This is a genomic window from Arthrobacter sp. 9V, assembly GCF_902506065.1.
Classification (GTDB): Bacteria; Actinomycetota; Actinomycetes; order Actinomycetales; family Micrococcaceae; genus Arthrobacter.
In genome coordinates, this window is record NZ_LR732912.1 from 1,172,197 (window position 1) to 1,195,184 (window position 22,988).

Annotated in this window: 18 protein-coding genes and 1 tRNA gene; 13 read left to right on the top strand and 6 right to left on the bottom strand. The window is 61.3% G+C overall.

The window, feature by feature from the left end:
* Nucleotides 1-147: 147 nt before the first annotated feature.
* The 3 genes from BACI9J_RS05505 to BACI9J_RS05515 all read right to left on the bottom strand — a co-directional run bounded on the left by BACI9J_RS05505 (nt 148) and on the right by BACI9J_RS05515 (nt 2,465).
* Entirely contained in the window at nt 148-396 is a 249-nt protein-coding gene (locus BACI9J_RS05505; protein WP_159733533.1) for a PspC domain-containing protein, read from the bottom strand.
* 49 nt (nt 397-445) lie between these two features.
* The gene (locus tag BACI9J_RS24295) at nt 446-697 is read right to left on the bottom strand and encodes a hypothetical protein (protein ID WP_236558832.1); all 252 of its coding nucleotides are present in this window, start codon (nt 695-697) and stop codon (nt 446-448) included.
* Between the two features lie 190 nt (nt 698-887).
* Nucleotides 888-2,465, bottom strand: coding sequence for a PspC domain-containing protein (locus BACI9J_RS05515; RefSeq protein ID WP_201296514.1), 1,578 nt, complete (start codon nt 2,463-2,465; stop codon nt 888-890).
* Nucleotides 2,466-2,590: 125 nt separating this feature from the next.
* Between BACI9J_RS05515 and BACI9J_RS05520 the strand changes: the two genes are divergently transcribed.
* Together BACI9J_RS05520 and BACI9J_RS05525 are read left to right on the top strand one after the other, a co-directional pair.
* Nucleotides 2,591-4,057 carry an ATP-binding protein gene (locus BACI9J_RS05520; RefSeq protein WP_159733535.1) on the top strand — a complete coding sequence of 489 codons (1,467 nt, stop codon included), beginning with the start codon at nt 2,591-2,593 and terminating at the stop codon, nt 4,055-4,057.
* Complete coding sequence (locus tag BACI9J_RS05525; protein ID WP_159733536.1) at nt 4,054-4,728, top strand: LuxR C-terminal-related transcriptional regulator; 675 nt, start codon at nt 4,054-4,056, stop codon at nt 4,726-4,728. The genes BACI9J_RS05520 and BACI9J_RS05525 overlap by 4 nt, the downstream gene beginning before the upstream one ends.
* Before the next feature lie 113 nt (nt 4,729-4,841).
* On the opposite strand, the gene BACI9J_RS05530 is transcribed toward BACI9J_RS05525, so the two are convergent.
* On the bottom strand, nt 4,842-6,071 hold the full coding sequence (locus BACI9J_RS05530) for a pyridoxal phosphate-dependent aminotransferase (RefSeq protein WP_159733537.1): 1,230 nt from the start codon (nt 6,069-6,071) through the stop codon (nt 4,842-4,844).
* Between the two features lie 253 nt (nt 6,072-6,324).
* Here BACI9J_RS05530 and BACI9J_RS05535 point away from each other — a divergent pair.
* The 9 genes from BACI9J_RS05535 to rplL all read left to right on the top strand — a co-directional run bounded on the left by BACI9J_RS05535 (nt 6,325) and on the right by rplL (nt 12,859).
* Nucleotides 6,325-6,397: transfer RNA gene (locus tag BACI9J_RS05535), tRNA-Trp, on the top strand.
* 80 nt (nt 6,398-6,477) lie between these two features.
* Entirely contained in the window at nt 6,478-6,759 is a 282-nt protein-coding gene (gene secE, locus BACI9J_RS05540; protein WP_159733538.1) for a preprotein translocase subunit SecE, read from the top strand.
* Nucleotides 6,760-6,873: 114 nt separating this feature from the next.
* Nucleotides 6,874-7,728: a transcription termination/antitermination protein NusG gene (gene nusG, locus BACI9J_RS05545; RefSeq protein WP_159733539.1), complete on the top strand. Its 855-nt coding sequence runs from the start codon at nt 6,874-6,876 to the stop codon at nt 7,726-7,728.
* 130 nt (nt 7,729-7,858) lie between these two features.
* Nucleotides 7,859-8,290, top strand: a complete 432-nt coding sequence (gene rplK, locus BACI9J_RS05550) for a 50S ribosomal protein L11 (RefSeq protein ID WP_011775609.1) — start codon at nt 7,859-7,861, stop codon at nt 8,288-8,290.
* A 147-nt stretch (nt 8,291-8,437) separates the two neighbouring features.
* A complete protein-coding gene (rplA, locus tag BACI9J_RS05555) occupies nt 8,438-9,145 on the top strand; it encodes a 50S ribosomal protein L1 (protein WP_011775608.1) in 708 nt (235 codons plus the stop codon).
* A gap of 109 nt (nt 9,146-9,254) precedes the next feature.
* Nucleotides 9,255-10,364, top strand: coding sequence for a GNAT family N-acetyltransferase (locus BACI9J_RS05560; RefSeq protein ID WP_159733540.1), 1,110 nt, complete (start codon nt 9,255-9,257; stop codon nt 10,362-10,364).
* Nucleotides 10,343-11,512, top strand: a complete 1,170-nt coding sequence (locus tag BACI9J_RS05565; protein WP_159733541.1) for a GNAT family N-acetyltransferase — start codon at nt 10,343-10,345, stop codon at nt 11,510-11,512. The genes BACI9J_RS05560 and BACI9J_RS05565 overlap by 22 nt, the downstream gene beginning before the upstream one ends.
* A 299-nt stretch (nt 11,513-11,811) precedes the next feature.
* Nucleotides 11,812-12,405 carry a 50S ribosomal protein L10 gene (gene rplJ, locus BACI9J_RS05570; protein ID WP_062073190.1) on the top strand — a complete coding sequence of 198 codons (594 nt, stop codon included), beginning with the start codon at nt 11,812-11,814 and terminating at the stop codon, nt 12,403-12,405.
* A gap of 76 nt (nt 12,406-12,481) precedes the next feature.
* A complete protein-coding gene (gene rplL, locus BACI9J_RS05575) occupies nt 12,482-12,859 on the top strand; it encodes a 50S ribosomal protein L7/L12 (RefSeq protein WP_011775604.1) in 378 nt (125 codons plus the stop codon).
* 145 nt (nt 12,860-13,004) lie between these two features.
* On the opposite strand, the gene BACI9J_RS05580 is transcribed toward rplL, so the two are convergent.
* Both BACI9J_RS05580 and BACI9J_RS05585 read right to left on the bottom strand, forming a co-directional pair.
* Nucleotides 13,005-13,499 (bottom strand): aminoacyl-tRNA deacylase, encoded by a 495-nt coding sequence (locus BACI9J_RS05580; protein WP_159733542.1) that lies wholly within the window; start codon nt 13,497-13,499, stop codon nt 13,005-13,007.
* The gene (locus BACI9J_RS05585) at nt 13,499-14,698 is read right to left on the bottom strand and encodes an acetyl-CoA C-acetyltransferase (protein WP_159733543.1); all 1,200 of its coding nucleotides are present in this window, start codon (nt 14,696-14,698) and stop codon (nt 13,499-13,501) included. Before BACI9J_RS05585 ends, BACI9J_RS05580 begins: the two co-directional genes overlap by 1 nt.
* 437 nt (nt 14,699-15,135) lie before the next feature.
* Here BACI9J_RS05585 and rpoB point away from each other — a divergent pair, with 437 nt between their 5' ends.
* Together rpoB and BACI9J_RS05595 are read left to right on the top strand one after the other, a co-directional pair.
* Entirely contained in the window at nt 15,136-18,642 is a 3,507-nt protein-coding gene (gene rpoB / locus BACI9J_RS05590; RefSeq protein WP_159733544.1) for a DNA-directed RNA polymerase subunit beta, read from the top strand.
* Between the two features lie 103 nt (nt 18,643-18,745).
* Entirely contained in the window at nt 18,746-22,645 is a 3,900-nt protein-coding gene (locus tag BACI9J_RS05595) for a DNA-directed RNA polymerase subunit beta' (RefSeq protein ID WP_011775600.1), read from the top strand.
* Nucleotides 22,646-22,988 lie beyond the last annotated feature (343 nt).

The following is a 22,988-nucleotide window of genomic DNA, read 5'->3' on the forward strand; positions in this document are numbered from 1 at the left end:
CCATGATTGTAGACGCGCATGTGGGGTGGGACACAAACGGTTACTTTTGACCCTGGCCGTGCGGTATTGGAAACCTGGATGAAAACAACGAAACGCCCCGCTGGTCAGCAGGGCGTTTCGTGCAGTTCGGCTCGATGTAACCGTCACTTACCGCGAGCGTTGGCTGATGAAGGACTCCAGTGCGATCTTGTTGTTCTGGTCCGGAAGGATCAGCCAGCCCAAAATGTAGACCACGAATGCGGGACCGGGCAGCAGGCAGAAGAGCAGGAAGGCCACGCGAACGTACGCTACGTCCACCCTGAGCTTTGCTGCGATTCCTCCGCAGATGCCGCCGATCCAACGCTGCGGACCACGCTTCAGGCCGAGGCCCCTGACGATGCTGAAGAACTTGTCCATGGCTACACCCTTCCGTGTTGTGGTTGCTTTGTCACGCTGTTGCGTCCGGTCACTTGGCCGGGCCCTTTGGTGTGCCCGGACCCTTACGGGCTGACAGGAGCCCACCGACCACCAGTGCTGCCCCCGCGCCGATCATCAAACCGATCAATACGTACGTGCCGTTCAGCGTGACCCAGCCAAGTGTGGAGATGACGATCAGGGCCGCGAGGGCGATCACAATCAACCCCCACACCACTGTTCCAATGCGCGCCTGCCGGGGTTCGGCGTCGTCCGTGTGCTCCACTGTGAAGCTGGGTTCCAGCGGTGGCGTGAGCGGGATCTGCTGGAGGCCTGGCTTCGGCAGCGCGTCCGTGGGGCGGGTTTCAGCGGGACGCTGTTCCCGGGGCAGCGCTTCCCGGGGCAGCGGCTCCGTTGCCTGAAGCGGCTCTGTCGCGTCAAGTGGCTCTGTTGCTTGCGTGGGGCGTGCCTTGCCGGGCTCGTTGGTGTTCATGTCAGTTTCCTTCCTGGATGGTCACGTTGCTGAACGTGCCGTCAATTTCCACCACGAGGTTGGCTCCCGGCTTTTCAGTGTTGTAGAGCGTCCTCTGGTCCTGCAGGCGTCCACCGCGGTCTGATCCGCGTTCGTTGAGGTTGCCGAACGTCATGTCGGCCCTGACCTCCACGGGCACATCATCGGGAATGATCACGGTGACGTTGCTGGCCGTGGCATCAACCGGAATCAGGACCTCGGAGATCAGCGGCGGCTTCAGGGCAATCTCTCTCAAGTCCAAGCGTCCTTGCGCCCCTGTGACGTCGATTCCTTGCCGCGCCTGCTCCAGGCTCGTAGGTGCCCAGTTCACGTCGTGGAAGGTGAAGCGGTCGCCGTTCCTCGGGACCACGTTGAAGATTCCGCCAATGATCAGGGCTGCCACTGCGAGGAAGCCAAGGAACCCTGAGGTCCGCCCGCGAAGCCCGGCCACCAGGATGCCCAAGCCGAGTACGGCTGCGCCTGCAGCCCACACCACGGCGTTACCCGAGTTGCCCAGCTCAATGACGTTGCCGGCGTCGAGCGCTTTCAAGGTGCCGCCGGCGAGGAGTGCAGCGCCCGCAGAGACTGCCACGATCGCAGGACCGGGGCCCTTTTTCTTCGGTGCCGCCGGCTTTGGCTGCCAACCTTGCGGAGGAGTAGGGCCGTAAGGAGGACGCGGACCGGAGGGCGCACCTGGGCCGTAAGAGGTAAAGGGACCCGACGGCGGAACCGGACCGGAACCGTAGCCGCCGGAGGGATTGGGCCGTCCTTGATGCTTGGTGCCGGGCGCCGCTGCACCGTAGACAGGCACTCCGGTGTTAGTGCCGGTGGTAGTGGTGGACGCATAGGACGTTGGCGTGCCGTACACGGTGCTGCCGTAGGTGGTGCTGCCGGGAGCGGCTGCGAAGTCTTGCTGTCCCATGCCGGGAGTTCCCTTGGAAGCCTTGTTGCGTTGAACCAGGAAGTAGATGAGGTAGAAAACGCCGCCCATCCAGAAGAGCGTCCAGAACAGGCCCGGCAGTCCGTTCCAGCCCCAACCCCAGAATCCGCGGCCCAGGCTCGGCAGTCCGATGATGGTGGTGATCAACGCACCGGTCATGCCCCCTGACCAACGGCCCGCAGCGGCTTCCTGTACGTGGATCCGGCCGTCAGGCTCGGGCAGGAGCGCCCAGGCCACGCCGTAAAGCAGCACGCCCACGCCTGCAAAGAGTGCCAGGACAATGAAGATGCCCCTCACAATCAGGGGATCGATGCCGAACCGGTGGGCCACACCGCTCGCCACGCCGCCGATCCAACGGTCCGGCCCACGGCGGATGCCTTGGTTGCGGATCCAGTCGAAGAAGTTCTGTTGGGAACCGGCAGGCGCGCTGCCGGCCGGTGGGAAGGTGTTGCCGGTGGCGCCGCTTCCCGAAGGAGCTCCGGGCTCTCCAGGTGTCCCCGAAGGCGTTCCGGACGTGGCACCCGTGGCACCGGTGGAAGCGCCGGTATAGGCGCTGGAGCCGGATCCGCCGGCGGTGCCTGGCGTTCCGGGTTCCTCTGGGTTCATGCTGTTCGCGTTCATACTTCGATCCTGCCGTCCGAGCCACCCTGCCCTCTACTGGGGGATACCCTGAATGATCCCTGAGAGAGCCCCGAACGAGGCTGGTTTCCGGTCCGGGTCACCCTGATCCGTGTTTGGATTGGTACATGACAACCGCTGTGCAACGCCCCCCGCTGGTCCGCAGCAGCGACCGCATGATCGCGGGCGTCTGCAGTGGACTGGCGGATCACTTGGGCTGGCCGGTCAAGTTCGTCCGGTTGGGCATGATCCTGGCCTGTTTCGCTGGTGGTGCAGGCGTGGCCTTTTACGCGTGGCTGTGGACCATGGTTCCCACTGCTGACGAGAACGCCAAGCGCAACGCCCGCCGGCCGGCGTCGCCCATTGCTCCTGCGGTGAGCCTGCCGCCGGCGTCCGTCCCAACTTCCGGTTCTTCCATGGCGCCAAAAATGTACGACGCCGGAGCGTCTCCGGCGGTGGCCGGCGCACCCCCGGTACCCGGGAACGTCCCTGGCGACCTTCCTGTTCCCGGTAATGGTGTGAGGCCAGGCAACGGTTCTGTCCCGGATGGAGCAGGCACTCTTGCGTCCTGGTTCTCTTTCCGCAAGATCCAATACGGCAAGGAAATCCTGCTCGGAGCGGCGCTGCTCCTGGTGGCTGCAATCTTGATCGCCCGCCAGTTCGGTGTTGACGTCCCCTTGGGAACACTCATTCCAGCCGCCGCCATCCTGGGTGGTGCTGCGATCGCCTGGATGCAGCTCGACGAGACCCGACGAGCCGGCTTGGTCAACAAGACAAAGGCCGATCAGGCAGGTGGATGGACGCGCTTGGCAGCGGGACTGGCCTTGGTGGTGGCAGGCGTCCTGGTGATGGTGTCCGGCTCGGGATCGTGGGAGCAGACCTGGTTGGCATTGCTGGCATCGGTGGCTGTCCTGGGTGGAGTTGCCTTGGTGCTGCTGCCGTGGGGCCTGAAATTCTGGAAGGACCTCGAAACTGAGCGCGCAGGCCGCGTTCGCGAAACTGAGCGCGCGGAGATCGCAGCGCACTTGCACGACTCCGTTCTTCAAACCCTGGCGCTCATCCAGCGCAGGGCCGGTTCTGAACAGGACGTCGTGCGCCTCGCCAGGGCCCAGGAACGCGAGCTTCGTTCCTGGCTGTTCAGTGATCCCGCCAAGGAGTCGGGCCTTCTGGCAGACCGGATCAAGGCTGTCGCGGCCGAAGTGGAGGACTCCCATGGGCATGCCGTGGAGGTCGTGACAGTAGGAGACACCGAGATGACGGATCGGCACGAGGCCTTGATCCAGGCGGCCAGGGAGGCCATGCTCAACGCTGCCCGGCACGGCGGTGGAACAGTATCGGTGTATCTGGAGAGCACCGCCGGCAGTACAGAGGTCTTCATCAAGGACCGTGGCCCGGGCTTCGATCCTGACGCTGTCCCGGATGACAGGCTGGGCGTCAAGGAGTCCATCATCGGCCGGATGAAGCGGCATGGCGGCACAGCGGTCATCAACAGCAGCAGTGACGGTACGGAAGTCCGGTTGGCCCTTCCGTCGATACATGCGGATGCCGGGGAGCAGCGCAACGGCGAACAGCGGAATGGAGAAGCGAAGCAATGAACAACAGCCCTGAGAACGGTGCCGGACGCCGGGTGCGCGTGGTCATCGTGGACGATCACACCATTTTCCGCTCCGGATTGAAGGCCGATCTGGACGAACGCATGGATGTTGTGGGTGAGGCCGGAACCGTGGAACAGGCCATTGAAGTCATAGCCGGGACCCGCCCGGAAGTAGTGCTCCTGGATGTGCACCTTCCCGGCGGTTTGGGCGGTGGCGGACGTGAAGTCATCGCAGGATCTTCGGCCCTGTTGGGCACCACCAGTTTCCTGGCGCTGAGTGTCTCGGACGCAGCCGAGGACGTGGTCTCGGTCATCCGGGCGGGCGCCCGCGGGTACGTCACTAAAACCATTTCCGGCAAGGAAATTTCCGACGCCGTCATCCGCGTAGCCGATGGCGATGCCGTCTTTTCTCCCCGTTTGGCGGGCTTCGTTCTGGACGCTTTCGGTACTGCACCGGCTGACATCGCCGACGACGAATTGGACAAACTGTCCGCCCGTGAACTCGAGGTCATGCGGCTGATCGCCCGGGGTTACAGCTACAAGGAAGTGGCCAAGGAGCTGTTCATCTCCATCAAAACTGTGGAAACGCACGTTTCTGCGGTCCTCAGGAAGCTCCAGCTTTCCAGCCGCCACGAACTCACCAAGTGGGCGGCCGAACGCCGCCTCCTTTGACGCTCCCTCACATCCCGCTGGTTTTTCCCGGACCCTCACTCACATCCCGTCGCTTAAACGCAAACGCTCTTCCACCTGCCAAAGGTGGAAGAGCGTTTGCGTTGGCTGGAAAGCTACTTGGCCTTGCCCAGGAACTCCTGGATGCGGCGAACACCCTCGGCGAGGTCGTCATCGCCCAGTGCGTAGGAGAGCCGCACATAGCCGGACGGGCCAAAAGCCTCGCCCGGAACTATGGCAACTTCAACTTCGTCGAGGATGAGCGTGGCAAGCTCAGCCGAAGTCTGCGGCCGGACCGGACCGTTGGAGGTCTCGAATTCCTTACCCAGCAAGCCGCGAACGTCCGCGTACACGTAAAAGGCGCCGGTCGGCGTCGGGCATTCAACGCCTTCGATCGCGTTCAGGCCGGCAACAATTGCCTTGCGGCGGCGGTCGAAAGCTACCTTCATTTCATCGACGGCGGTCAGCGGACCGGTGAGGGCAGCGGCGGCAGCGATCTGCATGATGTTCGAGACGTTTGAGGTCGCGTGCGATTGCAAATTGGTGGCGGCCTTGATGACGTCGGCCGGGCCGATCATCCAACCCACGCGCCAGCCGGTCATGGCATAGGTCTTGGCCACCCCGTTGAGGATGACAACTTTGTCGCCCAACTCCGGTGCGGCAGTGGCGATGGAGGTGAACTCCACGCCGTCGTATGTCAGGTGCTCGTAGATCTCGTCGGTAACAACCCAGAGTCCCTTGGATGCGGCCCACTTGCCGATCTCCGCAACCTGCTCGGGGCTGTAAACGGCGCCGGTGGGGTTGGACGGAGAAACGAACAGCAGGATCTTGGTCTTGTCAGTCACCGCGGCCTCAAGCTGCTCGACTGTCACCAGGTAGCCCTGTTCGGGTCCGGCGAAGACCTCAACCGGCACGCCGCCGGCAAGGCGGATGGCCTCCGGGTACGTGGTCCAGAAGGGGGTGGGGATGATCACTTCGTCGCCCGGATCCACCAATGTTGCAAACGTGTTGTAAACCGCCTGCTTGCCGCCATTGGTCACCAGGACCTGGGAAGGGTCAACCTGGTAGCCGGAGTCACGCAGCGTCTTTTCTGCGATTGCCTTCTTCAGCTCCGGAAGACCGCCGGCGGGGGAGTAGCGGTGGTATTTCGGCTGACGTGCTGCCTCAATGGCTGCCTGGACGATGTAGTCGGGGGTGGGGAAGTCGGGTTCACCTGCCCCGAATCCGATCACGGGACGTCCCGCGGCCTTAAGTGCCTTGGCCTTGGCGTCAACGGCAAGGGTGGCGGATTCTGCAATGGCGGAGATTCGCTGTGAAATGCGGGCGGTAGTTGTTCCGGCAGACATCTATGTACCGTTCTTCGCAGGCAGCTCGAGGGCTGGATGATGGGATTCGACGTAAACTACCTTATGCTGTTCTGCGGAGCTCCCGGGTGCCTGCAGAACTTTGTGACTGATAATGCTGGTCACAGGCTTTTTAGGACCAGGAGGCTCGGAATCGGGCCGGTTCGACTATCGCGAAATTCTTGCGTAGACTGGTTCACCGGTGTTGAAAAGCACCACAGGCTGAAGTGCGGCCTGAAACATGGATTCGATCCATAGGGTAGTGGCGCAATTGGTAGCGCAGCGGTCTCCAAAACCGCAGGTTGCAGGTTCGAGTCCTGTCTGCCCTGCGCAAGCTGTTCCGGCGGAAACGCCGGGGCACGCGCAGCAACCATGGCTCTGATCAGAGTCGGGTCAACGACTTTGCAAGGTGAGTGAGGACCAGGTGACCGAAACAGCTGCCAGCAGCTCTAAGGGCCGTCCCGCCAAGAAAGCCGATCGCGGCTTCTTCGCCCGTATTGCACTCTTTGTCCGCCAGGTCATTGGCGAACTGAAGAAGGTCGTTGCCCCCACCCGCAAGGAACTGATCAATTACACGCTCGTGGTGCTGGTGTTCGTGGCCATCATGATGCTCATCGTCACTCTGCTGGATCTGGCCTTTGGCACAGGAGTCAGTTGGGTCTTTGGTGGCTCCGGGGCTACGGACCAATAAGCGGATCTGTCCGCAAACTGTGTGAAATTCCTTGTTGATTCAGGGATTTTGCGGGGTTTGCGGAATTGAGCCATTTAACTAGGCATGTTAGGCAATGAGGAAGCAGGAGACCAAGTGTCTGAGCAGGAGCTCGAGGTAAACGAGACTGAGCTGGAAGAAACTGAGGGCGCTACGGCTGAGGCTGTGGAAGAGTCCGAGGTTGATTCTGCTGCGCCCGAATCTGCCGACGCCGAAGATTCCGAAGAGGACTTCGAAGCTGACGTGGACGCCGAGTCTGATGACTCGTCCGAGGCCGATGCTGACGGCGACGATGCTTCGGAAGAGTCCGACGCCGACGACCTTGCAGCCGCTGCTGCTGCAGCGCCGGCCGACCCGGCGGAAGAATTCAAGGGCAAGCTGCGCCGCCAGGAGGGTGACTGGTACGTCATTCACTCCTACGCCGGTTACGAGAACCGCGTGAAGGCCAACCTTGAGACCCGCATCCAGACCCTGGACATGGAAGATTACATCTTCGAGATCCAGGTGCCCATGGAAGAGGTCGTCGAGATCAAAAACGCGCAGCGCAAGGTCATCAACCGCGTGCGCATCCCCGGCTACGTCCTTGTCCGTATGGACCTGACCGACGCTTCCTGGGGCGCCGTTCGCCACACCCCCGGTGTCACCGGCTTTGTGGGCAACGCACACAACCCTGTCCCGCTGCGGCTCGATGAGGTCTTCTCCATGCTCGCCCCGGTCTTCGAAGAAGAGCAGGCAGAGCAGGGCAAGCCCGTCAACAAGCAGAACCAGGCCCCCGTGGCTGTCGACTTCGAGGTGGGCGAATCGGTCATCGTCAAGGAAGGTCCGTTCGAGACCCTCCCGGCCACGATCTCCGAAATCAAGCCCGAGTCCCAGACACTTGTGGTTCTGGTCTCGATCTTCGAGCGCGAAACCCCGGTTACGCTCGCATTCAACCAGGTCACCAAGATCTAGCTGATTCCAAAGTTTCGCTCCAGTCCTGCCTGCTTAGCAGTTCGGGAGCGGCCGGCCGCCTCGCCATGGCGGCCACCAACCTGGGACGCGCTCCTGTGTCCCAGGAAGCTATTGAGAGAAGGACCCTACATTGGCTCCCAAGAAGAAGGTCACCGGCCTCATCAAGCTGCAGATCCAGGCAGGTGCCGCTAACCCGGCTCCGCCGATCGGTCCTGCGCTTGGCCAGCACGGTGTCAACATCATGGAATTCTGCAAGGCGTACAACGCTGCAACGGAATCCCAGCGCGGAAACGTTATCCCGGTTGAAATCACGGTCTACGAGGACCGTTCCTTCACCTTCATCACCAAGACCCCGCCGGCTGCAGAGCTCATCAAGAAGGCTGCAGGCGTTGCCAAGGGTTCGGCTACCCCGCACACCGTCAAGGTTGCCAAGCTGACCCAGGCACAGGTTGAGGAAATTGCTTCCACCAAGATGGAAGACCTCAACGCCAACGACATCAAGGCAGCCGCCCTGATCATCGCAGGCACCGCCCGCTCCATGGGCATCACTGTAGAAGGCTAGTAACCTTCGAGGGCCCTTGTGGCCTTCACCCGCCGGGCAACCGGCATCTGAAACATTGAAATGTCGCAGGATCCTTGCCGGATCCGCGGCTTGTGGCAGGGCCCAGCGCGGTCCGCAGACCACAACTGCACAAGGAGAAATAGCAGCATGGCAAAGCGCAGCAAAGCATATGAGGCAGCCGTAGCCAAGATCGAGGCAGACAAGGTCTACGCCCCGATCGAGGCCATCACCCTCGCGAAGGACACCAATCCTTCCAAGTTCGACGCAACCGTTGAGGTCGCTTTCCGCCTGGGCGTTGACCCGCGTAAGGCTGACCAGATGGTTCGTGGCACCGTCAACCTGCCGCACGGCACCGGTAAGACCGCCCGCGTCCTCGTTTTCGCAACCGGTGACAAAGCAGAAGCAGCAATCGCTGCCGGCGCCGACTTCGTTGGTTCCGATGACCTGATCGAAAAGATCGCAGCCGGCTGGACCGACTTCGATGCCGCAGTGGCAACCCCTGACCTCATGGGCAAGGTTGGCCGCTTGGGTAAGGTCCTCGGCCCGCGTAACCTGATGCCGAACCCGAAGACCGGTACGGTTACTCCGGACGTCACCAAGGCTGTCAACGACATCAAGGGTGGCAAGATCGACTTCCGCGTCGACAAGCACTCCAACCTGCACTTCATCATCGGCAAGGTGTCCTTCGACGTCAACAAGCTTGCTGAGAACTACGCAGCTGCACTGGAAGAGGTGCTTCGTCTGAAGCCGTCCGCTTCCAAGGGCCGCTACATCCAGAAGGCTACCGTTGCCACCACGTTCGGTCCGGGCATCACCGTTGACCCGAACGTCACCAAGGTCCTCGTCGACGCGTAAGCTTCGCGGGCACTTGCTCTGATAAAAGGACCGTCCGGCTTTGCCGGGCGGTCCTTTTTCTTGCCTCCTTCCCTGTTCACCGGCAGAGGTGCGCCGTAGGCTGTGGTGCGTGTCGTCGTCGAACTTTTCCGCCGTTGCCGGGCTGTCCGTAGAACGGATTCAAGTGCCCAAAGACCCCGACGCGATCATGGCAACGGATTTCCGGGCCTTTCATGATCTGGACGTTGCCCACCACCTGGATCTTTGGGGCAACCTGGACCGTTGTTCCACCCTGGCTGAGGCTGTGCTCTTCTGGCAGGGCAACGAATACGAAGAACGGCATGTCTTCCTGGCCCGCCTCGACGGATCTGTGGTGGGCAGCGGCACCCTGACGTTGCCGTTGAGCGAAAACACGACGACGGCGGGCGTGGACGTCCGTGTAGACGCCGCCTACCGTCGGCGCGGCATTGGGACGAAGATCCTCGAAGTGCTGGAGCAGCAGGCCCGTGGACGGAACAGGGTGTCCTTTGACGCGTTTTGCTCCGAGCCTCTGGGGCTCCTGATTCAGGGCAGTGAATTGCTGGAGGCAAAGTCCGGCGCGGGCGGTGTTCCACTGGATTCGGCCTCCACGCGCTTTGCCCTCCACCACGGGTATTCCCTGGAACAGGTGGAAACCAACAGCACGCTGGCCGTTCCGGTGGGAGAGGCGCTCCTGCAGGAACTTGAAGCGCAGGCAACGCAGCGGGCGGCCGGCTATGGCGTTATAGGGTGGCGGAACCATTGCCCTGATGATCTTGTAGAGGCGTTCGCCAAGCTGAAAAGCCTCATGAGCACCGAGGTACCCATTGCGGGGCTGGGTTGGGAGGGCGAGGAGTGGGATGCCACCCGCGTCCGACATGAGGAATCCACTTGGCTGGCAGGCGGGGTCTCTTCCAGTGTGGCCGTTGCCCGCCACGATTCCACGGGGGAGCTGGCCGCCTACACCACGCTCACCCACCGCGAGGCTACCCCGGGAATGGTCTACCAGGAGGACACTCTGGTGGCCCCAAGGCACCGGGGCCATCGCCTGGGCATGCTGGTCAAGATAGCGAATCTCCGGCGTATCCAGGAATTGTGGCCCGCCGCCACGTCGGTAATGACATGGAACGCCAATGAAAACCAGCATATGCTGGCCATTAATATCGCCTTGGGGTTCAAGCCTTCCGGTTTTGACGGCGAATGGCAGAAACGGTTGGAATGACTTTAGACGAGGCGAAGACCGTTCACGTCGAGCAGCTGTGGGTGCCTGACACCTTGGACAGCCCCGATGCCGCTGATTTCCTGGATGCCGTGGAAGTAGGACGCCGGGTCCGCATGGAGACCTGGGGGAGCGACGACCTCGCCTATACGCCCTTGGAAAAGCTATTGGAGCTTTCTGACCCCTATGAGCGTCAAGTGATCCTGGTGGCCAAAGTGGACGGCGTCATTGTGGGTACGGTGGACATCGCCTTGCCACTGGCGGACAACCTTGACCTGGCTGAATTCACCTTGGACATCCTTCCTGAGTTCCAAGGCCAGGGCGTCGGACGTCAGTTGCTGGAAGCCGCGGAGCAGCTCGCCCGGGCTGAGGGACGCATCATGGCTTTGGTGGATACCAATCATCCGGCAACGTCCCTTACTGAAATACCTGAGGACCAGTTGATACCTGGCAGCGGTGCCGGCTTTGTGCCTGTCAGCAGCAGGGAAGTGGACTTCGCCAAACGGGCCGGATACACGCTGCAGCACATTGAGCAGTTCAGCTCCTGCGTGCTGCCCCTGGATTCGAAGCTTGTGGGGGATCTGCAGCTTGAAGCCGAGGAAGCCAACGGTGGCCGGTACACCCTGCACCACTGGACAGACCGTTGCCCCGAGCCTTGGCTGGAAGCTGTGGCGGAATTGGAAAACGCTGCCGGCGAAGTGGTCCGTGAAGAGGGGGAAGAAGACGCTCCCGAAGTTGAAGCGAGTGGAATGGTTTTCGATGCAGCAGTTCTGCGCGAAACCGAGGACGCCGCTTTGGCGCAGGGCCGGCGGACGGTGGTCACCGCCGTCGAGCATGTTGAGAGCGGGCGGCTGGTGGGCCTGACTACCATCAGCGTCCTTGCCCACCGCCAGGACGTTGTTTTCCAGGACGATACTTTGGTCCTGCAGGAGCACCGGGGCAACAAGCTTGGGCTGTTGATCAAGCTTGCCAACATGCAACGGCTGAGCGAGCAGTTCCCGGACGCACGCGTCATCTATACGTGGAATGCGCCGGAGAACAGGTACCTCCTGACCGTGAACAAGCAGCTGGGATTCACTACTGCCGGCGTCACGGGACTGTGGCAGAAGGAACTTCCGGGCAGGTTGTCGGGAGCATCTTCGTCGGAGTAGCCAGGGCCGATTTGGTTTGCTGAACACTCTCCCGTAACCTTGAAGTACCAAAGACCGTCGGTTGATGGGAATCCACTCTTTCGAGCACAGCTCAATTCTGTAGCTGCGCCTGTGAGATAAAAGTGAATTCCTTGACGAAGGACCCTGAACATAGGGCGGCCGGCGCAGGTGAACGAAGCAAGTCTCCACGGATCAAACTGTGTTGAGCCAAGCCCCGTGCATCTGCGCGGGGCGTTTTTAGTTTTAGCTCTCGTGAGCGGGGACCCGGAAGACCGGCTTTATTCCCCGGAAGGAGGGTTATGACAACGCCTAGCAAGGTTTCCGCTGTTGCGGAGATCACCAACGATTTCAAGGAATCGAACGCGGCTGTCCTGACCGAATACCGCGGGCTCACTGTTGCACAGCTCAAGGAACTGCGTGTTGCGCTCGGCCAGGACACCAAGTTCTCGGTCGTCAAGAACACCCTGAGCGCCATTGCAGCCAAGGAAGCTGGAGTTGAAGCATTCAACGATCAGCTCGCCGGCCCTACTGCAATCGCCTTCATCAAGGGTGACGCTGTTGCTGCTGCCAAGAGCCTGACGGACTTTGCCAAGGCCAACAAGCAGCTGGTTATCAAGACCGGCGTCTTCGAAGGCAAGGCATTGGACGCAGCAGGAGTTGCCGCACTGGCAGCCCTCGAGTCCCGCGAGCTGCAGCTTGCACGTGTTGCTGGTGTCCTCAAGGCTCCCGCATCCGCTGCTGCACGCATCATTGACGCCCTGCGCCTCAAGCTTGAAGAAGAGGGCGGCGCATCTGCACCGGCCGCTGAAGAAGCCCCGGCCGCTGAAGAGGCTGCTGCTGAAGAGGTTGCGGCTCCGGCCGAAGCCGCTGAAGCTGCAACCGAAGAGAACTAAGTTCTCCCCTCAATCAAACTCTGGTGCATGGACTGGTTTAGCCCGGATCTGCACCAACTAATGGAAGGACGCCACCATGGCGAAGCTCAGCAACGAAGAGCTCATTGAAGCTTTCAAGGAACTGACCATCATCGAGCTCTCCGAGTTCGTCAAGCTCTTCGAAGAGACCTTCGAAGTTACGGCTGCTGCTGTTGCAGTTGCTGGCCCCGCTGCCGGCGGTGCTGCTGAAGCTGCTGAAGAGAAGACCGAATTCGACGTCGTTCTCGAAGCTGCTGGCGACAAGAAGATCGCAGTGATCAAGGAAGTTCGCGCCATCACCTCCCTCGGCCTCAAGGAAGCCAAGGACCTGGTTGACAGCGCACCGAAGGCTGTTCTCGAAGGCGCCACCAAGGAAGCTGCCGAGAAGGCAAAGGCTCAGCTCGAAGAAGCTGGCGCAACGGTTACCCTCAAGTAACTCGTTTTGCTTGTGGAAGCCCCGTCCGGTTCGCCGGGCGGGGCTTCCTGCGTTTAACCACCCAAGTAGGGGACAGCACTTGCTCTTATGAGACCTCATTGGAGCAAGTGCTGTCCCCTACTTGGGTTAGATGGCTCCGGCGCAGTCAGTTGGGTTCGCTGATGTCCGCGACGATCGCGCCCAGGGCTGTGGTGAGTGCATCCGCATCCACAAACGCACTCCGGCCATGTGCCCCGGCACCCATGGAGATCCGACGACCCGTGATGCTGGCGTCGGCGTACACGGGCCAGGGTGTGGTGCTGCCCAGCGGAGTGATAGTGCCGCGTTCATAGCCTGTGGCGGCCAGGGCAACATCGGCGTGGGGGAGTGAAAGCTTGTTGACCCCCACCAAGGCTCGCAGTTTGGGCCAGGAGATTTGCCGGTCCCCGGGAATGAGTGCAAACAAGAAGCTGCCGTCCCGGTGCTTGACCACCAGCGACTTCACGATGTCTGCGGGGCTGATCCCCAGGATTCCGGCGGCCTCTTCCAAGCTGCGGGCAGCAGGGCGCTCGACGACGTCAACGTCCAGTCCGCGTGCGGCGGCGTCGGACAAGAACCGTTCGGCGCCGTCCATCCCGGCTGCAGCCAATTCCCCAGCCATCAGTCGCGGTACAGGAGGAGGGCTTCACCCTGACCTCCGCCTCCGCAGAGCGAGACAGCGGCTTTTCCGGTTCCCCGGCGCTTGAGCTCGTGGGCTGCATGGAGCGCAAGCCGTGCGCCGGAGGCCCCGATGGGGTGGCCCAATGCGATGGCACCGCCGTGGATATTGCATTTTTCCAGGGGGTAGCGGAGGTCCTTGAGGGACTGAACGGCCACCGAACCGAAGGCCTCGTTGATTTCAATAAAGTCCAGGTCCTCCGCCGTCCATCCCGCACGTTTCAAGGCTTGGGCGATCGCGTTCGACGGCTGCGAATGGAGCGAGTTATCAGGTCCTGCAACCTGTCCTGGCTTGCCAACGACGGCGAGGTAGTCCAGTCCATTGTCCTTGGCAAAGCGGCGACTGGTCAGTACCAGTGCGGAGGCGCCGTCGGACAGGGGAGAGGAGTTGCCGGCCGTGATGGTGCCGTCGGTGGCGAAAGCGGCCTTGAGCGGTGCCAGCGTTTCCACGGTGGTGTTGGGCCTGACGCCTTCATCCGTGGTGAGCACCAGGGGATCGCCCTTGCGCTGTTTGACGCTTACCGGAGCGATTTCGACGTCGAAGATTCCGTCTGCGATTGCGGCCGCGGCGCGCTGGTGCGAGGCCGCGGCAACTTCGTCCTGGGCCTTGCGGTCGATGCCGAGGGTGACGTTCTTCGTTTCCGTGGACAATCCCATGGACTGTCCGTCGAACGCATCGGTGAGGCCATCATGGGCGGCGACGTCCAGTGCCTGGATGGCTCCGTACGTCCAGCCTTGGCGGGAACCGGGGAGGAGATGCGGGGCCCTGGTCATGGACTCCTGGCCGCCGGCAACAACTACTGTGGCATCGCCGCCGCGGATCATGCGTGCGGCATCTATGACTGCGGTAAGCCCGGAGAGGCAGACCTTGTTGATGGTGACGGCGGGGATGTTCCAGCCAACACCGGCGGCGATGGCACTTTGCCGGGCCGGATTTTGACCTGCACCTGCCTGAAGCACCTGGCCCATGATCACAGCGTCCACTTGTTCGGCCCTAACCCCGCTGGCTGCCAGCGCGGCAGCTATGGCATGAGCACCGAGATCGACGGCGGTGAAACCCGCCAATTGTCCGTTGAGCCGACCCTGTGGGGTGCGGGAAGCAGCAAGGATGACAACGTCATTGTCGTCAGCTGAGTTGGTCATGGTCTCTCTTCCGATCCGGGAGTGGTGTAGCAAGGCTATCGCGGAGCGCGCCCCAGCCCATTTCTTCAACAATTGTGCCGTTCGTCGCATTCCTTGGCCGGGGTTCCCGCCTTACGCGCGGATTTCCGGGGGACATGCCCGGGCATTGGTGCCTGCAGCAACCGTGCTTGCAATCACGGACGATCTGGGGTAGACAGGAAGGCTGCTTTGCCGTATTGTAGATATTTGCGTCTTCCCTGTTAACCTTCAGCCTTCATATAGCGGTGGGCTTTACCTCTCAGCTGCGTCCTTGACGTGCCGTTCCGAAACGTGCACTGTCATAAGCGGTCTGGGTCCGGGTCATATAGCGGAACCGGAAAAAGTATTCTGCGGAGCACTCTGCAGAATGCAAACGGGGGAGATCTGAAAACGCCTGAAGGTCTGTGGAAGGATCCCTCTTGGTCGCCTCGAGCACCTCTAATAACGAAACCGCTAACACGGCAAGCACCGATGGTGCCACCCGCCGCCTCTCATTCGCAAAGATTCACGAACCCCTTGATGTTCCGAATCTTCTCGCCCTGCAGACAGACAGCTTTGACTGGCTGGTCGGAAACGAACGCTGGCAGGCGCGGGTAGCGAAGGCTGTCGAGGAGGGCGACCTCAGCGTCGCCACCACCTCCGGACTTGCCGACATCTTCGAAGAGATCTCCCCCATCGAGGACTTCCAGGGCACCATGTCCCTGAGCTTCTCCGAGCCGGAGTTCGCTGACCCGAAGTACACCATGGCCGAATGTAAAGACCGTGACGCCACATACTCGGCACCGCTGTATGTCAAGGCCGAGTTCATGAACAACAACACGGGCGAAATCAAGCAGCAGACCGTGTTCATGGGCGACTTCCCCCTCATGACTGAAAAGGGAACGTTCGTCGTCAACGGCACCGAGCGTGTTGTTGTCTCCCAGTTGGTCCGTTCACCGGGCGCGTACTTTGAGCGCACCGCTGACAAGACCAGTGACAAGGACATCTTCACTGCGAAGATCATCCCGTCCCGTGGTGCATGGTTTGAACTTGAAATCGACAAGCGCGACCAGGTCGGCGTTCGCCTCGACCGTAAGCGCAAGCAGTCGGTCACGGTTCTCCTCAAGGCCCTCGGCTGGACCGAAGGCCAGATCCTGGAAGAGTTCGGCCAGTACGACTCCATGCGTGCAACGCTGGAGAAGGACGCCACCGAAACCCGCGAAGATGCGCTTCTGGACATCTACCGCAAGCTGCGTCCGGGCGAGCCGCCCACAGTCGAGGCTGCCCAGTCGCTGCTGGACAACCTGTACTTCAACGCCAAGCGTTACGATCTTGCCAAGGTTGGCCGTTACAAGATCAACCGCAAGCTCGGCATCGACCGCTCCCTTGGTGACAAGGAAGCCTCGGTCCTGCACGTTGAAGACATCGTTGCCATGATCAAGTTCCTCGTTGCGCTTCACGCCGGCGAGAAGACCCTCATGGGCAAGCGCGACGGCGAAGACCACGAGCTCCGCGTCGACGTCGATGACATCGACCACTTCGGCAACCGCCGCATCCGCGCCGTGGGCGAACTGATTGAAAACCAGGTCCGCACCGGTCTTTCCCGCATGGAACGCGTCGTTCGCGAACGCATGACCACGCAGGACGTCGAGGCCATCACGCCGCAGACACTGATCAACATCCGTCCCGTCGTGGCAGCAATCAAGGAGTTCTTCGGAACATCCCAGCTGTCGCAGTTCATGGACCAGAACAACCCGCTCTCGGGTCTGACCCACAAGCGCCGCCTGTCGGCACTTGGCCCGGGTGGTCTGTCCCGTGACCGCGCAGGCATGGAAGTTCGAGACGTTCACCCGTCCCACTACGGACGTATGTGCCCCATCGAAACCCCTGAAGGCCCCAACATTGGTCTGATCGGTTCGCTGGCATCCTACGGACGCATCAACCCGTTCGGCTTCATCGAGACGCCGTACCGCCTGGTTTCCGAGGGCGTCGTTTCCGACGAAGTCCAGTACCTGACGGCCGATGACGAGGCTGAGGTCCTGATTGCCCAGGCCAACGCTCCTCTGGACCCTGACAAGAAGTTCTCGGAAGAGACCGTCCTTGTCCGTGCCCGCGGTGGTGGAGGCGAGCCTGTTTTGGTTCCCGCTGCAGACGTCCAGTTCATGGACGTTTCCCCGCGTCAGATGGTGTCCGTGGCAACCGCCCTGATCCCGTTCCTCGAGCATGACGATGCCAACCGTGCACTCATGGGTGCCAACATGCAGCGTCAGGCAGTGCCGCTGGTCCGTTCCGAGGCTCCTTTCGTGGGCACCGGCATGGAGCGCGCAGCAGCCGTCGACGCCGGTGACGTTGTCATCGCGAAGAAGGCAGGTGTGGTCACCGAGGTTTCCGCCGAGCTGGTTGTCATGATCAACGACGACGGTACTGAGACCAACTACCGCATCAACAAGTTCGCCCGTTCCAACCAGGGCAACTGCTACAACCACCGTGTCCTGGTCAACGAAGGCCAGCGCTTGGAAGTTGGCGGCATCATCGCTGACGGTCCCGCAACGGACCAGGGTGAGCTTGCCCTCGGTAAGAACCTGCTCGTGGCATTCATGTCATGGGAAGGCCACAACTTCGAGGATGCCATCATCCTGTCCCAGCGCATTGTTGCTGAGGACGTTCTTTCCTCCATCCACATCGAGGAGCACGAAATTGATGCCCGCGACACCAAGCTTGGTGCCGAGGAAATCACTCGTGACATCCCCAACGTGTCCGAGGAAGTCCTTGCAGGCCTGGACGAACGCGGCATCATCCACATCGGTGCCGAGGTTGAAGCCGGCGACATCCTGGTCGGAAAGGTCACCCCTAAGGGTGAAACCGAACTGACCCCGGAAGAGCGCCTCCTGCGCGCAATCTTCGGTGAGAAGTCCCGCGAAGTGCGCGACACCTCCCTGAAGGTGCCCCACGGCGAGTCCGGTACGGTCATCGGCGTGCGCGTCTTCGACCGCGACAACGACGACGAACTGCCCCCGGGCGTGAACCAGTTGGTCCGCGTCTACGTTGCAGCCAAGCGTAAGATCACCGACGGCGACAAGCTCGCCGGCCGTCACGGCAACAAGGGTGTTATTTCCAAGATCCTCCCGATCGAGGACATGCCCTTCCTTGCAGACGGTACCCCGGTGGACATCGTCCTGAACCCGCTTGGTGTTCCGGGCCGAATGAACGTTGGACAGGTTCTGGAAACCCACCTCGGTTGGGTTGCCAAGACCGGTTGGAAGATCGAAGGCGAGCCGGAGTGGGTCAAGAACCTGCCCAACCTGCCCCGTGAAACCGGCCAGACCACCGTTGCCACCCCGGTGTTCGATGGCGCCCGCGAAGAAGAAATCACGGGCCTGCTTGATTCCACCAACGTGACCCGCGACGGCGACCGCCTGATCGACTCCTCCGGCAAGACCCGTCTGTTCGACGGCCGCTCCGGCGAGCCGTTCCCGGACCCGATCTCCGTCGGTTACATGTACATCCTGAAGCTCCACCACTTGGTGGACGACAAGATCCACGCGCGCTCCACCGGCCCGTACTCCATGATCACGCAGCAGCCGCTGGGTGGTAAGGCTCAGTTCGGTGGCCAGCGCTTCGGTGAAATGGAAGTGTGGGCGCTCGAAGCTTACGGTGCCGCTTACACCCTTCAGGAACTCCTCACGATCAAGTCCGATGACATTCATGGTCGTGTGAAGGTCTACGAAGCCATCGTCAAGGGCGAGAACATCCCTGAGCCTGGCGTTCCCGAGTCCTTCAAGGTCTTGATCAAGGAAATGCAGTCGTTGTGCCTGAACGTGGAAGTTCTTTCCACCGACGGAACAACGATCGAAATGCGTGACTCTGATGACGCAGTCTTCACGGCTGCGGAAGAACTGGGCATCGATCTGTCTCGTGCAGAGCCCAGTTCCGTAGAAGAGGTCTAGCAGCTGTTCCGGCGGATGGCTTCATCAGCTGTCCGTCGGAACAACTCCCTCTTCCCGTAACCAAGACTTCAGAATTTAGAGAACAAGAGAGAACAGGGACCATATGTCCAGCGAATCCTCCTTCGGCCTCATGCAGATCGGCCTCGCCACCGCGGAAGACATCCGCGGATGGTCTTACGGTGAGGTCAAGAAGCCGGAAACCATCAACTACCGCACGCTCAAGCCTGAGAAGGACGGCCTCTTCTGCGAGAAGATCTTCGGCCCGTCCCGCGACTGGGAATGCTACTGCGGCAAGTACAAGCGCGTCCGCTTCAAGGGCATCATTTGCGAGCGTTGTGGCGTTGAAGTCACCCGCGCCAAGGTGCGCCGTGAGCGCATGGGCCACATTGAGCTGGCCGCGCCTGTAACCCACATCTGGTACTTCAAGGGCGTTCCCTCGCGCTTGGGTTACCTTTTGGACCTGGCACCGAAGGACCTTGAGAAGGTCATCTACTTCGCTGCCTACATGATCACCAGCGTTGACACCGAAAGCCGTCACGCCGAACTGCCGAACCTCCAGGTTGAGCATGACCTCGAGAAGAAGCAGATGGTGGACAACCGCGACAGCGACATCGCCACGATCGCCCGCGACCTTGAGGACGAGCTTGCCCGTCTTGAAGGCGAAGGCGCCAAGGCTGCCGACAAGAAGAAGGCCCGCGACTCTGCTGACCGCCAGATGGCGAACGTCCGCAAGCGTGCCGACGCCGACATCGAGCGCCTTGAGCAGGTTTGGGACCGCTTCAAGAACCTCAAGGTCGCTGACCTTGAAGGTGACGAAGGCCTGTACCGCGAACTTCGCGACCGTTACGGACTGTACTTCGAAGGCTCCATGGGTGCCGAGGCCATCAAGAAGCGCCTCGAGACCTTTGACATGCAGGCTGAAGCTGAGTCACTGCGCGACACCATCCAGAACGGCAAAGGCCAGCGTAAGACCCGCGCCCTGAAGCGTCTGAAGGTTGTCAACGCGTTCCTGACCACCAACAACAGCCCGCTCGGCATGGTTCTCGACGCCGTTCCGGTGATCCCGCCGGAACTGCGCCCGATGGTCCAGCTGGATGGTGGCCGCTTCGCGACCTCCGACCTCAACGACCTCTACCGCCGTGTGATCAACCGCAACAACCGACTCAAGCGCCTGCTTGACCTCGGTGCTCCGGAGATCATCGTCAACAACGAGAAGCGCATGCTTCAGGAAGCTGTTGACAGCCTCTTCGACAACGGTCGTCGTGGCCGCCCCGTCACGGGTCCGGGTAACCGTCCTCTGAAGTCCCTGAGCGACATGCTCAAGGGCAAGCAGGGTCGTTTCCGCCAGAACCTCCTCGGCAAGCGCGTTGACTACTCCGGACGTTCGGTCATCGTCGTTGGCCCGCAGCTGAAGCTGCACCAGTGTGGTCTGCCCAAGCAGATGGCGCTGGAGCTCTTCAAGCCGTTCGTGATGAAGCGCTTGGTTGACCTCAACCACGCCCAGAACATCAAGTCGGCAAAGCGCATGGTTGAGCGTTACCGTCCCCAGGTTTGGGACGTGCTGGAAGAGATCATCACCGAACACCCGGTGCTGCTCAACCGTGCACCTACCCTGCACCGCCTCGGCATCCAGGCGTTTGAACCCCAGCTTGTGGAAGGCAAGGCAATCCAGCTTCACCCGCTGGTTTGTGGCGCCTTCAACGCTGACTTCGACGGCGACCAGATGGCAGTCCACCTGCCGCTGAGCCCGGAAGCCCAGGCCGAAGCACGCATCCTGATGCTGTCCTCGAACAACATCCTGAAGCCGTCCGATGGCCGTCCGGTGACCCTTCCTTCGCAGGATATGATCATCGGCCTGTACCACCTGACCACCAAGCGCGTCGGTTCTGCCGGCGAAGGCCGCATCTTCTCCTCGGTTTCGGAAGCCATCATGGCTTACGATGCCCGCGATCTGCACCTGAACTCCCAGGTGAAGATCCGTTTGGACGACTTCGTGCCCTACGCAGGATGGGAAGCTCCGGAAGGTTGGGAGCCCGGTCAGCCGGCTCTCGTTGAAACCTCCCTGGGACAGGTCATCTTCAACCAGACGCTGCCTGAGGATTACCCCTGGGTTGAGGCTGTTGCTGACAAGGGCGAACTGTCCCGGATCGTCAACGACCTCGCAGAGCGCTACCCGAAGGTTGTTACCGCGGCAACGCTGGATAACCTGAAGGATGCCGGCTTCTACTGGGCCACCCGTTCGGGTGTCACGGTTGCCATCTCCGACATCGAGGTACCTACGTCCAAGCCTGCCATCCTGGCGGGTTACGAGAACATGGCTGCCAAGATCCAGGGCCAGTACGACAAGGGCCTGATCGACGACGACGAGCGTCGCCAGGAACTGATCGAGATCTGGAACAAGGCCACCAACGAAATCGCCCAGGCGATGCGCGACAGCCTGTCCCCGATGAACACCATCAACCGCATGGTGTCCTCCGGTGCACGTGGTAACTGGATGCAGGTCCGCCAGATTGCGGGTATCCGTGGTCTTGTGGCCAACCCGAAGGGTGAGATCATCCCTCGCCCGATCAAGTCCTCCTACCGCGAGGGCCTGTCGGTGCTGGAATACTTCATCGCCACGCACGGTGCCCGTAAGGGTCTTGCCGATACCGCCCTGCGTACCGCCAACTCGGGTTACCTGACCCGTCGTCTGGTGGACGTTTCGCAGGATGTCATCGTCCGTGAAGAAGACTGCGGTACCGAGCGCGGTCTGGTCACCCCTATCGCCGTGCCGGACTCCAACGGTGAGCTCGTCCTGGACGAGAACGTCGAGAACAGCGCCTACGCACGTACGCTGGCTGTCGACGTCGTCGATGCCCAGGGCAACGTCCTGGCTGCCGGCGGCACCGACTGCGGTGACGTCGTGATCGACCAGCTGTTGGCTGCAGGCATCACCGAGGTCAAGGTCCGTTCCGTGCTCACTTGTGAGTCCAAGGTCGGCACCTGTGCGCTCTGCTACGGCCGTTCGCTGGCTACTGGCAAGACCGTGGACATCGGCGAGGCCGTGGGCATCATTGCCGCACAGTCCATCGGTGAGCCCGGTACCCAGCTGACCATGCGTACGTTCCACACCGGTGGTGCTGTTTCCGCCGGTGGTGGCGACGACATCACCCAGGGTCTGCCCCGTATCCAGGAGCTCTTCGAAGCCCGTACTCCGAAGGGTGTCGCACCGATTGCTGAAGCAGCCGGCCGCATCACCATCGAAGAGTCCGAGCGCCAGATGCGTTTGGTCATCACTCCGGACGATGGTTCCGAAGAGATTGCCTACCCGGTGCTGCGCCGTTCACGTCTCCTCATTGAGGATGGCGAGCACGTCAGCGTAGGCCAGAAGCTGATCAACGGTCCCGTGGACCCGAAGCAGGTTCTGCGCATCATGGGCCCCCGTGCCGCACAGAAGTTCCTTGTGGACGAGGTTCAGGGCGTTTACCGCAGCCAGGGTATTGGTATCCACGACAAGCACGTCGAGGTTATCGTCCGCCAGATGCTGCGCCGCGTGACCGTCATTGAATCCGGCGACTCCGACCTGCTCCCCGGTGAGCTTGCAGAGCGCGCACGCTTCGAGGACGAGAACCGCCGCGTCGTGTCCGAGGGCAAGGCTCCGGCTTCGGGTCGTCCGGAACTCATGGGTATCACCAAGGCTTCCTTGGCTACCGAGTCCTGGCTGTCCGCGGCTTCCTTCCAGGAAACCACCCGCGTCCTGACGCAGGCGGCCATGGAAGGCAAGAGCGATCCTCTGCTCGGCCTCAAGGAAAACGTCATCATCGGTAAGCTCATCCCGGCTGGTACGGGTCTGCCCCGCTACACAGAGGTCACTGTGGAGCCGACGGAAGAAGCAAAGGCAAGCCTGTTCACGGGCCCCAGCGCTTTCACCGACTTCTCCTATGACGCCCTGGGTGGCGACGGTGCTCCCGAGTTCCACGCCATCCCGCTGGATGACTACGATCTCGGCAACGACTTCCGCTAAACGGAAGCGCCAGCTGCAAAGGTGAAGGCCTCCTGTCCGCAAGGGCAGGGGGCCTTCGCCCGTTTGGACGCCATACACCCGATTAAGGCCCTAGATCAAGCCGTGCTAGACTTTTGTTAATTGTTCTGTGTGGCAGTGGATGAAGGCCGCCGCAGCATCATTTTGGTTTTGTTCTCATGGTGCTGGGTGGAGCCTGTTTCCGGGTTGCGGGCAACATGCGCAACGAATGCCGCACTTTTGCACGCCTACCGGAGTTTCGGCCGGCTGCACGAGCAACGCCAAAGTTCCCACGTTTACCCAGGCTGGCGCCTGTGTGTGGGGGCAGAGATCAAACAACGGAGAA